General features: G+C 73.5%; 2 protein-coding genes. Both read left to right on the top strand.

What is annotated here, in order from left to right:
* The first annotated feature begins 1 nt into the window (after position 1).
* Positions 2–4,378 (top strand): SDR family NAD(P)-dependent oxidoreductase, encoded by a 4,377-nt coding sequence (locus tag AD72_RS20060; RefSeq protein ID WP_037346563.1) that lies wholly within the window; start codon positions 2–4, stop codon positions 4,376–4,378.
* 14 nt (positions 4,379–4,392) lie between these two features.
* The coding region (locus tag AD72_RS36685; protein WP_037346565.1) for a type I polyketide synthase at positions 4,393–14,609 on the top strand (10,217 nt) is incomplete at its 3' end.

Raw genomic sequence — 14,609 nt, 5'->3', positions numbered from 1 at the left:
GATGGTGGCGGTGTCGGCTTCGGAGGAGTTGGTGGTTCCGTTGCTGGCTGGCCGGGAGGATGAGGTTGGTATTGCGGCGGTGAATGGTCCGGAGGCTGTGGTGGTTTCCGGTGCTGTGGCTGCGGTGGATGCGGTGGTTTCGGGGTTGCCGGAGGGGACGCGGACCAAACGGCTTTCGGTGAGTCATGCGTTTCATTCGCCGTTGATGGAGCCGGTGTTGGAGCGGTTCGCGGGTGTGGTGTCGGGTATCGAGTTCCACCCGCCGCGGCGTCGTGTGGTGTCCGCGCTCGCCGATGCGGATGTGATGGATCCGGGGCATTGGGTGCGGCATGTGCGCGCCGAGGTCCGGTTCGCTGACGCGCTGGCCACCGCCGCCGGACTGGGCGCGGGCCGGTACGTGGAGATCGGACCCCGTGCCACCCTGACGCCGCTGGTCACCGAGATGACCGACCGGCCAGTGGTGCCCGCCTATCACCGCGAGGTGTCCGAGACCCACGGGCTGCTGCGGGCGGCCGCCACGCTGTACGTGCACGGTGATCCGATCGATCCCGGGGCCTGCCTCGGCGAGCACCCGGACGCGGCGCTGCTGTGCGGCACGCTGCCGACCTACCCGTTCCACGGCAAGCGGTACTGGCCACGGCCCCCGCGCGGGCTGGGCGATATCGGCGCGCTCGGCCTGGCCGACGCGAGCCACCCGCTGCTCGGGGCCACCGTGGAACTTCCCGATGGCGGGCACCTGATCACCGGACGGCTCTCGCTGCGCACCCAGCCGTGGATCGCCGACCATGCTGTCGGGGAAACCGTGCTGCTGCCCGGGACCGCGTTCCTGGAACTGGCGCTGGCCGCCGGGGCCCGCTTCGGCACGGACCGGGTCGAGGAACTCACCATCGCCAGCCCGCTGGTGCTCAGCGCGGAGTCCGATGTGGACATTCAACTCGTGCTCGGTGCCCCGGACGGAGACGGCCGGCGGACGATCGAGATCCGCGGCCGCCGGGTGGACGAGCCCGAGGCCGGCTGGATCCCGCACGCCGACGGCCAGCTCAGCGCGGAAACCGGCCAGGAGGGCGATACCGAGGACACCGGCCGTGCCGACCTCACCGCATGGCCCCCGCCGGGCGCCGAACCCGCCGGAGTCGCGGACTTCTACGACCGCTTCGCCGAAGCCGGATTCGCCTATGGGTCCGCATTCCGCGGACTGCACGCGGTGTGGCAGCGCGGCGCGGACGTGTTCGCGGAGGTCGCGCTGCGCGAGGAGGACGGGGCCACGGCCGCGGAAATGGGCCTGCATCCCGCCCTGCTCGATGCCGCGCTGCACGCGATGATGTTCGCCGAACTCGGCGCGACCGAGCGGGGCAGGCTGCCGTTCTGCTGGTCCGGGGTGCGGCTGCACGCCACCGGCGCCACGGCCCTGCGGGTGCACCTGGCCGCGACCGGGCCGGAGTCGGTGACCCTCTCGGTCGCCGATCCGTCCGGCACACCGGTGCTCACCGTCACGGACCTGAGCCTGCGGGCGGTTTCCCGGACCCCGGCGGCGATTCCGCGGGCCGCACGGGCCGCACTGCACCGGCTCACCTGGCGGCCGCTCGAACTGCCGGACGCCACCGCGGTGCCCGAGACGCTGCGCATTCCCGAAGGCGAGGCCGAGGAGGTCACCCTCGCGGTGCTCGACCGGGTGCGGTCCTGGCTCGATGCGGACACCGGAGAAGGGACGCCGCTGCTCGTGCTGACCGGACGGGACCCGGAAACCGGACCGGCCGCCGCGGCGGGACTGGTGCGCTCGGCACAGCTGGAGAACCCGGGACGGATCGCGCTCGTGGAGACCGAGGACCCGCGGCCCGCCGAACAGACCCTGGCCGGGATCGCCGCGCTGGCCGGAACCGGGCGGGAATCCTGGTTCGCCATCGCGGACGGCACGGTGTCCGCGGCCCGGATCACCGGATGCGCGGACACCGCGGATTCGGTTGCCGCGCACGGAATGCTGCCCCCGGCAGGAGAATCCGCCTGGCGGCTCGAGGTCGGCACGCAGGCCACCGGAACGGTGGACGCGCTGACGCTCGCCGCGCATCCGGTGGCGGCCGAACCACTCGGGCCGGGGGAGGTGCGCCTCGCGGTGCGCGCCGCCGGGCTGAACTTCCGGGATGTGCTCGGCGCCCTGGACATGTATCCGGGCGGCATCGACGCGCTCGGCAGCGAGGCCTCCGGGGTGATCACCGAGGTGGCCGGGGATGTCGGCGGATTCGCGGTCGGGGACCGGGTCACCGGCGTGGTGTTCGGCGCGATCGGCCCGGTCGCCCGCGCCGATGCGCGGATGCTCGCCAGGATCCCGGACGGTTGCGATTTCGCCACCGCCGCCGGGATTCCGATCGCCTTCCTCACCGCCTGGTACGCGCTCACCGAACTGGGCGAGCTGCGCGCGGGCCAGCGAGTGCTGGTGCACGCCGCGGCCGGTGGGGTCGGCGGGGCCGCGGTGCAGATCGCCCGCCATCTCGGCGCCGAGGTGTTCGGCACCGCCTCGGAGGCGAAATGGCCCGCACTGCGCGCGGCCGGGCTGGACGAGGAACACATCGCCTCCTCCCGGACGACCGGGTTCGCCGGGAAATTCGCGGCCACGGCGGGAGAACACGGGTTCGACGTGGTGCTCAACGCCCTGGCGGGCGAGTTCATCGACGCCTCGCTCGGGCTGCTCGGCGAAGGCGGACGGTTCCTGGAGATGGGCAAGACCGACATCCGGGAACCGGCGGCGTACCCCGGAATCGGCTATCGGGCCTTCGATCTGTGGGAAGCGGGCCCGGAGCGGATCTCCGGCATGCTCGCCGAGATCATGCGACTGCTCGCGGACGGCTCACTCGCTCCGCTTCCGCTGGTCGCCTGGGATGTGCGCCGGGCGCGGGAGGCGTTCCGGTTCGTCTCCCAGGCACGCCAGGTGGGCAAGGTGGCGCTGACCATGCCCGCGCGCCTGGACCCGGCGGGCACCGCGATCGTCACCGGGGGCACCAGCGGACTCGGCGCCGAACTGGCCCGCCATCTGGTGCGCGGCCACGGCATCACCAGCCTGGTACTCGGATCCCGCCGCGGCGAGGCCACCCCGGGAGCGGCCGAACTGCGCGCCGAACTGGAAGCCGAGGGCGCGCGGGTGGCCGTGCGCGCCGTCGATGCCGCCGACCGGGCGGCGGTGGACGAACTCGTGCGCAGTGTCCCTGCCGAGGCGCCGCTGACCGCGGTGGTGCACGCCGCCGGGGTACTCGCAGACGGGGTGCTCGCCGGGCAGGACGCGGAGAGCATCGCCGCGGTGCTCGGCCCGAAACTCGCGGGCGCGCGCAACCTGGAGGAGGCGACGGCGGACGCGGACCTCGCGGCCTTCGTGGTCTACTCCTCGGTCGCGGGCACCCTCGGTTCGGCGGGGCAGGCGAACTACGCGGCCGCGAACGCCGCACTGGACGCCTTCGCGGCGCGGCGCAGGGCTGCGGGACGGCCGGTGTGGTCGTTGGCCTGGGGCCCGTGGACCGCGGACATCGGGATGACGGCGGGACTCGACGAAGCCGAGCGGTCCCGCATCCGTTCCGGCGGACTGCTCCCGTTCTCCGTCGAGCAGGGGCTCGCCGCCTTCGACGCGGCACTCGAAGTGGACCGTGCCGCGCTGCTCGCGGTGCGGATCGACCGGGGCACCCCGGCCGAGGCCGCGCCGCCGGTGCTGCGCGATCTGCTCACCGAGCGAACCGCGCGCCGGGCGGCGGGACCGAAACCGGCCGCCGAGGCCGATGCCGCCGAACGACTGCTCGCCGAACTCGCCGAACTGGATACCGGCGGGCGCGCCGAACTGCTCACCGATGTGGTGTGCGCTCAGGCCGCCGCCGTGCTCGGGCACGGCGAGGCCGGTGAGATCGATCCGGAGCAGGCCTTCGCCGATCTCGGGTTCGACTCGCTGACCTCGGTCGAGCTGCGCAACCGGCTCGGTATGGCCACCGGGGTGCGGCTGCCCGCCACCCTCGTGTTCGACCACCCGACCCCGAAGGCGCTCACCGCGCTGCTCGGTGAGCGGCTGGCCCCGAAGCTCGCGGAGCACGCGGCGATCCCGGCGGCCGAGCCCGGCGGGTCCGATCCGCTCGCCGAGTTCGACCGGCTCGAGGAACTGGTGGCCGGACTCGGCGCGGACGGGCGCAGTTCCGCCGCCGAACGGCTGCGTGCCCTGCTGGCCCGCTGTGAGCCGCAACCCGAGAACAGCAACGGCAACGGTCACAACGGGAATGGCCACAACGGCAACGGTCACAACGGGAACGGCCACGCGGCCCCGGAGGAACCGGCGGCCGATGCCGACCTGGCGGCCGCGACGACCGCCGACGAGATCTTCGCCCTGATCGACGAGGAGCTGGATACGTGAGTACCGAGAACCCGATGGACGAGCAGCGTTACCTCGAGTACCTGAAACGGCTCACCGCCGATCTGCGCTCGGCCCGCCGTGAGCTGACCGAGCTGCGCGAGCGCGAGCAGGAACCGATCGCGATCGTCGGGCTGGGCTGCCGGTACCCGGGCGGGGTGCGCGGACCGGAACAGCTCTGGGATCTCGTGGATTCCGGGGTGGACGCGATCTCCACCTTCCCCACCGACCGCGGCTGGCCGGTCGCCGATCCCGAAGCGGCACAGGGCGGTTTCCTGTACGACGCGGGCGATTTCGATCCCGGGTTCTTCGGGATGGGACCCCGTGAGGCGCTGGCCACCGACCCGCAGCAGCGCCTGGTGCTCGAAACCTCCTGGGAGGCACTGGAACGGGCCGGGATCGACCCGGCGCTGCTGCGCGGATCGGACGCGGGCGTGTTCATCGGCGCCGCCTCCTCGGGCTACGGGGTCGGGGTCAGCACGCCACCGGAAGGGGTGGAGGCGCATCTGCTCGCCGGTGGGGCCACCTCGGTGATCTCCGGCCGGGTGGCCTATCACCTCGGCTGGGAGGGACCGGTGGCCACGGTGGACACGGCCTGCTCCTCCTCGCTCGTCGCCCTGCACCTTGCCGTGCGCTCGCTGCGCCGCGGGGAATGCTCGCTCGCGCTCGCCGGTGGTGTCGCGGTGATGGCGACCCCGGCCATGTTCGCCCAGTTCAGCGCCCAGCAGGGACTGGCAGCCGATGGGCGCTGCAAGGCGTTCTCGGACAACGCCGATGGCACCGTCTGGTCCGAGGGAGCGGGCGTGGTGCTGCTCGAACGGCTCAGCGAGGCACAGCGCAACGGCCGCCGCATCCTCGGCGTGGTGCGCGGTTCCGCGGTGAACGCCGACGGCGCCTCCAACGGGCTCACCGCACCGAACGGCCCCGCGCAGCAGCGGGTCATCCGGGCCGCGCTCGCGGATGCCGGACTGGGCCCCGCGGATGTCGACGCGGTCGACGCGCACGGCACCGGAACCGCGCTCGGTGACCCGATCGAGGCGCAGGCGCTGCTCGCCACCTACGGCGCCGATGCCGAGCGCACCGCACCGCTGCGGGTGGGTGCGCTGAAGTCGAACCTGGGGCACACCCAGTCCGCCGCCGGGGTCGGCGGGGTGATCAAGATGCTGCTCGCGATGCGGCACGGGCGACTGCCGAAGACCCTGCACGTGGGCACGCCGAGCAGCAAGGTGGACTGGTCCGAGGGCGCGGTGGAACTGCTCACCGAACCGGTGGACTGGCCCCAGACCGGGCGGCCGCACCGCGCGGGTGTCTCCTCGTTCGGGATCAGCGGCACCAATGCCCACGTCATCCTCGAACAGGCCCCCGAAACCGGAGCTCCCGAGTCCGAGAACGACGAGCAGCCGAGCGGAACTCCCGCGCTGGCCGGACCGGTGCCCTGGGTGCTGTCCGCGCGCAGTGCCGAGGCACTCGCCGGGCAGGCCGCCGCCCTCGCCGACCGCGCCGACGGATCCGGGGCGGACGAGCTGCGGATCGCACGGTCCCTGGTCACCACCCGTTCCACCTTCGAACACCGGGCCGTGCTCCTCGGCGCGCAGCGCGCGGAACTGCTCGACGGAACCCGCGCCCTCGCCGCGGGAACCGACCATCCGGGCGTGATCAGCGGGGTGGCGCTGCGCGGGCGCACCGCGTTCCTGTTCCCCGGCCAGGGCAGCCAGCACCCCGCGATGGGCGCGGGGCTCGCGGCGAGTTCCCCGGTGGCCGCCGCCGCCTTCGAGGAACTCTTCGCCGCTTTCGACGAGCACCGCGACGGAGACGAACCGGGACTGCGCGACATCCTGTTCGCGCCCGGGGACAGTGCACTCGCCGGGCTGCTCGACGACACCCGGTGGACCCAGCCCGCGCTGTTCGCCGTGGAGGTCGCCACCTTCCGGGTGTGGGAGAGCTGGGGAGTCGTCCCGCAGGTGCTCATCGGGCACTCCATCGGCACCCTCGCAGCCGCGCACGTGTCCGGGGTGCTCACGCTCGCGGACGCGGCGACCCTGGTGACCGCCCGCGCGCGGGCCATGGCCGGACTGCCCGCCGGTGGCGCGATGGCCGCGATCGAGGCGAGCGAGGAACAGGTCGGCGCCGAGCTCGCGGAGCACCCGGGTGTGGAGATCGCCGTGGTGAACAGCCCGGCGGCGGTGACCGTCTCCGGGGACACCGATGCGGTCGACGCCCTGCTCGACCGGTTCGCCGCGCGCGGGATCCGCTGCCGTCGGCTGCGGGTCAGCCATGCCTTCCATTCCGCGCACATGCAACCGGCGGCTGCCGAACTGCGCCGGGTGGCCGCGGGGCTGGACTACGGCAAGCCCCGGATCCCGATCGTCTCGGACCGCACCGGTCACCTCGCCGGTGCCGCCGAGCTCGCCGACCCCGAGCAGTGGGCGGCGCATCTGCGCGAACCGGTGCGGTTCGCGGACGCGGTCGGTACCGCGCGCGGGCGTTCGGTGACCCGCTTCGTGGAGATCGGCCCGGGACGGGCACTGGCCACGGCGGCCCGCGCGGTCTGCGCGCAGGACGGCAAACCGGTCGTCAGCGTCCCCGGGATGCGCCCCGGCGAGGACGAGGGCACCGAACTGCTCACCGCCGCGGCCCGGCTGCACGTGGCCGGGTGCGCGCCCGACTGGCCCGCGATCCTCGGGGCCGAGGGCAGCGGTGCGAACCTGGAGCTGCCCACCTACGCCTTCCACCGGGAGCGCTACTGGCTGACCCCGACGCTCGCCGAACAGGACCCGGTCGATCCGGGCGGCAGCACCGGATGGGAGCGCCGGTTCTGGGACGACGTGGAGCGCGCGGATGTGGACGCCGTGCTCGCCCGCCTGGCCGAACGCGGGGCGGACCGCCCGGAAACCCTCGGCGAGGTCCTGCCCGCGCTCGCCGGATGGCACCGGGAGCACCGGATCTCCGATGAGCTCGCCCGGATGCGGTTGCGGGTGACCTGGCAGGCCTGCTCCGGCCTGACCGAGACCCGCCCGCGCGGCACCTGGCTGCTCGCGCACTCCGGAGCCCTGGACGAGTCCACGGCCGCGATCCTGCGCGCCGCGGGATTCACCGTGCGCCCGGTGGATGTGGACGCCGGGGACGGGGCCGCGTTCGCCGAGGCACTCGCCGAACCGGACCTCGGTGGCGTGGTGTTCCTCCCGGCTCCGGACGCCGACCAGGCCGGACAGCTCGCCGCGCTCGCGTCCTGCGCGCGCACCATGGCCGCCCGGGAATCCGCCCCGCGGCTGTGGGCGCTGACCACCGGCGGGGTGGCCACCGCCCGGCGGGATCCGGCCCCCGCCCCGCTGCCCGCCGCGATCTGGGGCGCGGGCCGGGTGTTCGCGCTCGAAGCCGCGCCGGTCTGGGGCGGCCTCGTCGACCTGCCCGGCACCGCACCGGACGAGCGCACGCTGGGCAGGCTGCGCGCGGTACTGGCCGGGGACAGCGGGGAGGATCAGGTCGCACTGCGCCCCTCCGGTGCCTTCGCCCGCCGCATCGAGCGCGCCCCGTCCGGGGAGCACACGGCATGGCACCCGAGGGGAACCGTGCTGATCACCGGGGGCACCGGCGCGCTCGGCGCGCAGGTGGCCCGGCTGGCCGCCCGCCGCGGCGCCGAGCACCTGGTGCTGCTCGGCCGCCGGGGCGCGGATGCTCCCGGGGCCGCGGAACTCAGCGGGGAACTGACCGCACACGGTGCCGCGGTGACGATCGAGGCCGCGGACACCGCGGACCGGGCCGCGCTCGCCGCGGTGCTCGACCGCATCGACGCCGGGCCGTCCCCGCTGACCGCCGTGGTGCACGCCGCCGGGGTCGGTGACGACACGCCACTGGCCACGGTCGACACCGGGCAGATCCGCGCCGTGCTGGACGGCAAGGCGGCGGGCGCCGAACATCTGGACGAGCTCACCGCCGAGCACGAACTCGACGCGTTCATCCTGTTCTCCTCGATCTCGGCGGCCTGGGGCGCGGCGGGGCAGTGTGCCTATGCCGCGGCCAATGCGCGCCTGGACGCGCTCGCCGAACGCCGGATCCGCGCGGGACGGCCCGCGACCTCGGTGGCCTGGGGACCGTGGCGCGGTTCCGGGATGGCCGGGAACGAGGCGGCGGAAACCCACCTGAGCAGGCGCGGACTGCGCGCGATCGAACCCGGGCTCGGGCTGGCCGCACTGGAGCGCGCCCTCGGGGACAGCACCGGGACCGGCATCCTCGCGGATGTCGACTGGCCGCGGTTCCTCGCCACCTTCACCCTGCACCGGAACGCCCCGCTGTTCGCGAGCTTCACCGCGAGTACGGACAACGGCGGACCGGCCGCCACCGTCACCCCTGCCGGTTCCGAACTGGCCGAACGCCTTGGCACGCTGGGGATCGCGGACGGTCAGGCACTGGTGCTGGACACGGTGCGCACCGTCACCGCGGGGGTGCTCGGGCACAGCGGAGCCCAAGCCGTGGACCCGGACCGGGGCTTCGGGGACCTCGGCGTGGATTCCGTCGGTGCCCTGGAACTGCGGGACCGGCTGGCGAATCCGGTCGGCAGGGCCCTTCCGGCGACCACCGTGTTCGACTACCCGAACCCGCGCGCGCTCGCGCAGTGGCTCTACACCGAGCTCGCCGGTACCGCCGCCGCGAACGCCACGGTCCGCACCGGATCGGCGGAGGCCGCCGAGGATCCGGTGGTGATCGTGGGCATGGCCTGCCGCCTGCCCGGTGGCGTGCACGACCCGGAGGACCTGTGGGAACTGCTCGCCGAGGGCGGGGACGCCATCGGCAGGCTGCCCGCCGATCGTGGCTGGGATCCCGAACTGGTGGAGCGTGCTCCCGGTGGTGGTTTTCTGGAGGATGTTGCGGGTTTTGATGCGGGGTTTTTCGGGATTTCGCCGCGTGAGGCGTTGGCGATGGATCCGCAGCAGCGGTTGTTGCTGGAGGTTGCCTGGGAGGCGTTGGAGCGTGCGGGGATCGATCCGGGCAGCGTGCGGGGGAGCCGGACCGGGGTGTTCATCGGAGCCGGATCCTCCGGGTACTTCGTACCTCCGGGCGGCGACCGGGAGGTCGAGGGACACCTGATCACCGGCGCCGCGGGCAGTGTGCTCTCCGGGCGGCTGGCGTACGTGCTGGGAGCCGAGGGCGCCGCGGTCACCGTGGACACGGCGTGCTCCTCCTCCCTGGTCGCCCTGCACCAGGCGGTTTCCACGGTGCGCTCGGGGGACATCGAGCGCGCCCTTGTCGGCGGGGTGACCGTGATGGCCTCGCCTGCCGCGTTCGTGGAGTTCGCGCGCCAGGGCGGGCTTTCCGGGGACGGCCGCTGCCGCGCGTTCGCCGAGGACGCGGCCGGAACCGGGTGGGGCGAGGGCGTCGGGGTGCTGGTCGTGGAACGGCTCTCGGCCGCGCGCGCCGCCGGGCACCGGGTGCTGGCCGTGGTGCGCGGCTCGGCGATCAACTCCGACGGCGCATCGAGCGGGCTGACCGCGCCGAACGGGTCCGCGCAGCGGCGGGTCATCGAGGCGGCACTGGACTCCGCCGGACTCGGGGCCGCGGAGGTCGACGCGGTCGAGGCGCACGGCACCGGAACCTCCCTCGGCGACCCCATCGAGGCAAGGGCCCTGCTGACCACCTACGGCGCCGTCGAACGGGAAACGCCGCTGTGGCTGGGCTCGCTGAAGTCGAACATCGGGCACACCCAGGCGGCCGCGGGTGTCGCCGGGGTGATCAAGATGGTGCTGGCACTGCAGCGGGAAACGCTTCCGGCAACCCTGCACGCGCAGCGGCCGTCCCGGGCGGTGGACTGGGAAACCGGTGCGGTGCGGCTGCTGACCGAAGCGCGGCCGTGGACCGGAGGCACGCGGCGGGCCGGGATTTCCTCCTTCGGGATCAGCGGCACCAACGCGCACGTGATCCTCGAACAACCGCCCGCCGCCGAGCACACCGAGACCTCGGGCGCGCTCATCGACGAGGATCCGGTGCTGCCGGACATCCGCGCACCGTGGCTGTTCTCCGCGCGTTCCCCGGCAGCCCTCGGTGGTCTCGCGGAGAACCTGGCCGGGCTCGCCGAATCGGGCGCCGACCGGGACGGGGTCGCCGGGGTGCTGCTGCGGCGCGGCGCCCGAACTCATCGCGCGGCCTGTTTCGCGGACGGGGACCTCGTCGCCTCGCTGCGGTCCTTCGCGGCCGGTCCGGAACTTCCCGTCGAGGGCGTGGTCTCCGGGATGGTCTCCCAGGACAGTGCCGGACCGGTGTTCGTGTTCCCCGGGCAGGGAGCACAGTGGGCCGGAATGGGTGCACGGCTGCTCGACCGTTCGCCGGTGTTCCGGGAACGACTGCTCGAATGCGCGGCGGCACTGGCCGAGGTGTCCGATGTGGACGTCGTGGAACTGTTGCGCGGCAAGCAGGAACTCGACCGCGTTGATGTGGTGCAGCCGGTCTCCTTTGCGGTGATGGTCGCGCTCGGTGCCGCGTGGCGGGCCGCCGGGGTGCGGCCCTCGGCGGTACTCGGCCATTCGCAGGGTGAGGTCGCGGCCGCGGTGGTCGCCGGGGTGCTCTCGGTGGCCGAGGGCGCTCGGGTGGTCGCAACCCGGTCCCGGCTGCTGCACCAGGTGCCCGGCGGGATGGGATCGGTGGAACTGCCCGCCGAACAGGTCCGGGCTCGTGCCGAGGCGGCGGGGCTTTCGGTGGCCGCGATCAACGGCCCGCGCAGCACGGTCCTCTCGGGAGCGGACGCGCCGCTCGACGAATTCCTCGCGCGGTTGACCGAAGAGGGCACCCGGGCCAAGCGCATCCCGGCCGATTTCCCCTCGCATTCCGCGCAGCTGGACGTGCTCCGGGAGGAATTCCTCGCGGCACTGGACGACATCCGGCCCGCGAACGAATCCGTGGACGGGATCCGGTGGTTTTCCACGGTGCGGGCGGACTGGCTGGATCCCGCGAGCGCCGACGCCTCGTACTGGTGGGCGAACCTGCGGTCCCCGGTCCGGTTCCGTGCGGCGGTGGAATCGCTTCTCTCCCAAGGGTTCCGCGGTCTGATCGAGGTGGGCACCCACCCGGTTCTGCTGCCCGCGATCGCGGAGATCACCGAGGACATCGGGTTGCCGGAGACGGGGCCCGGTGCGGTGGCGCCGATTGCCACCCTGCGCCGCGGCGCGGACAGCCCCGAGCAGCTGCGCACGGCGTTCGCCGAGGCCTGGGCCGCGGGGATCGACGTGGACTGGCACCGGGTGTGCGCGGTTCCGGCGAGCGGGCCGGACGGTTCGTTCGCCGGGGTGTTCCCCGCCGCGGTGCCGAGCTATCCCTTCGAGCACACCCGGTTCTGGCCGGAACCGCCCGCACCCGTTACGGAGCCGGACAGCGCATGGGCGGCGCCGCTCTGGGAAGGCGTGGCGCGCGCCGATGTCGACGGCCTGGCCACCGAGCTCGCCGTGGCCCCGGACGCCCCGCTGACCGAACTGGTTCCCGCCCTCGCCGCGTGGCGGGAGCGGCGCAGGCTGCACGGCACGATCGACGGCTGGCGCTACCGGATCGGCTGGACCCCGCTCACCGAGACCGCCACCGGTTCGCTGAGCGGAACCTGGCTGCTGGCAACCGGAACCGATGCTCGCCTTGCCGAGCGGATCACCGAGGCGATGCGCGCCGCGGGGACCACCGTACTCGCGTTCCCGCTCGGTACCACGGACACCGAGACCGTGGCGGAGCGGATCCGTTGTCTCGCCGAGGAATCCGGGCCGATCACCGGGGTGCTCGGGCTGACCGGTCCGGAGACCGGAACCGATCCGGGCCTCCCGCACACCCCGCGCGGTCTCGGGGCGAGCGTGACCCTGGTGCGCGCGCTCGGCGAGGCCGGGATCGAGGCACCGTTGTGGCTGCTGACCACCGGCGGGGTGCTCGCCGAGCGACACGATCCGCTTCCCGATCCGGGCACCGCGATGGTGTGGGGCTTCGGCCGGGTCGCCGCGGTGGAACACGCCGACCGGATCGGTGGCCTCATCGACCTGCCCGCGGAATTCGACGAGCGCGCCGGGCGGCGGCTGGTCCGGATCCTCGGCGGCGCGTTCGGTGGCGAGGACCAGCTGGCGGTGCGCGAATCCGGGATCCTCGGCCGCCGGTTGCGGTGCGCGGGCCGTGGTCCGCAGTCCGCCGCCGTCGAACCCTGGCGCCCGCGCGGCACGGTGCTCATCACCGGGGGAACCGGGGCGCTCGGTGCGCACCTGGCCCGCTGGTTCGCCGAGAACGGCGCGGAGAATCTGGTGCTCGTCTCGCGCAGCGGTGCCGAAGCGCCGGGTGCCGCCGAACTGCTGAGCGAGCTGACCGGACTCGGCGCGCGAGCCAGTGCGCACGCTTGCGATGTGGCCGATCCGCAGGCCGTCGTGGAACTGCTCGCGGCGATCGATGCCGGGGACCATCCACTGCGCGCCGTCGTGCACGCTGCCGCGATCCTGGACGACAGCCTGGTCGCCGATCTGACCGTGGAGCGGATGGAACCGGTGCTGCGCGCGAAAACCGGTGCCGCGGTGGTGCTCGACGAGGCGACCCGCGGCCGGGACTTGGACGCCTTCGTGCTGTTCTCCTCCACCTCGGGCGTGCTCGGCGGTTCCGGGCTCGGCAACTACGCGCCGGGCAACGCGTTCCTGGACGCGCTCGCCATGCGCAGGCGGGCCGCGGGGGAGCGCGCCACCGCGATCGCCTGGGGACACTGGGGCGGCGCGGGCGGGATGGCACAGGGCGCGGTCGGCGAACGGTTGCGCCGCTTCGGCGTGCTGGACATGGATCCGCGGACCGCGGTGCGCGCCCTCGCGGATGTGCTCGGCCACGATGAGACGAACATCGTGATCGCCGCGCTGGACTGGGACCGGTTCGCCCCGGCCTTCGGTGGTGCGCGCAGTTCCGCGCTGCTCGCCGAGATCCCGATGGCCCAGCAGACGATGCAGGCCAGGGAAACCGCACCGGCCGCGAGCGGGGACCGGCCGCTGCTGCTGGCCCGCCTCGCCGAGGTTCCGCGCGCCGAATGGCGCGCCGAGATCGGCTCCATCGCGCGCTCCTACATCGCCGCGGTGCTCGGCTACTCCGGACCGGAGGCGATCTCCGCGACGGCGACCTTCCGGGACCTCGGCGTGGACTCGCTGACCGCGGTCGAGCTGCGCAATGCGCTCGGCAAGGCGGTGGGGATGCGGCTGCCCGCGACGCTGGTGTTCGACTACCCGAACCCGGACAGCCTCGTCGGTCACCTGTACGAGCAGCTGGTCGCCGCCACCGGTGAGCAACTGGCTCCGGCCGCGCATCCGGTGCCCGCGGCCCCGAGCGCGGCGGACGCAGCCGAGGATCCGGTGGTGATCATCGGCATGGGGTGCCGGTTCCCGGGCGGTGTCACTGATCCGGAGGGGTTGTGGGAGCTGCTTTCCGAGGGGGTGGACGCGATCGGTCCGATGCCCGCCGACCGGGGCTGGGACCTGGCCGCGCTCTACGATCCGGACCCGGACAGCAGGGGAACCTGCTACACCCGGGAAGGCGGATTCCTGCGCGGGGCCGAGGAATTCGATGCCGGGTTCTTCGGGATCTCGCCCCGCGAGGCGTTGGCGATCGACCCCCAGCAACGGTTGTTGCTGGAGACTTCGTGGGAGGCGCTGGAGCGGTCGGGGATCGATCCGGGTGGTTTGCGTGGTTCGGCGACCGGGGTTTTCGTCGGCACCAACGGGCAGGACTACACCGGGCTGCTGGTCGCCTCCGGGGAGGACCTCGGCGGCTACATCGGCACCGGGACCGCGGCCGCCGTGCTCTCCGGGCGGCTCGCCTACACCCTCGGCCTGGAAGGGCCCGCGGTGACGGTGGATACGGCGTGTTCGGCTTCCTTGGTCGCGCTGCACCAGGCGGCCGCCGCGCTGCGGTCCGGGGAATGCGATCTCGCGTTGGCGGGCGGGGCGACCGTGATGGCGACGCCGAGCCTGTTCCAGGAATTCAGCCGCCAGCGCGGACTGGCCGCGGACGGGCGCTGCAAGGCATTCGCGGACACCGCGGACGGCGCCGGATTCTCCGAAGGCGTCGGCATGATCGTCGTGACCCGGTTGTCCACCGCCCGCACGGCCGGGTACCCGGTTTTGGCGGTGTTGCGGGGTTCGGCGGTGAATTCTGATGGTGCGTCGAATGGGTTGACGGCGCCGAATGGTCCTTCGCAGCAGCGGGTGATTCGTTCTGCGTTGGCGGTGTCGGGTTTGTCGACTGCGGATGTGGA

This window comes from Sciscionella sediminilitoris (genome assembly GCF_000737195.2).
In the GTDB taxonomy this organism is placed as follows: domain Bacteria; phylum Actinomycetota; class Actinomycetes; order Mycobacteriales; family Pseudonocardiaceae; genus Sciscionella; species Sciscionella sediminilitoris.
This window is presented reverse-complemented; position numbering and strand designations above follow the sequence as displayed.

Bases quoted from the DNA above. Each gene is read 5' to 3' on its own strand.
- AD72_RS20060 (WP_037346563.1), top strand. From the start codon at position 2: ATGGTGGCGGTGTCGGCTTCGGAGGAGTTGGTGGTTCCGTTGCTGGCT.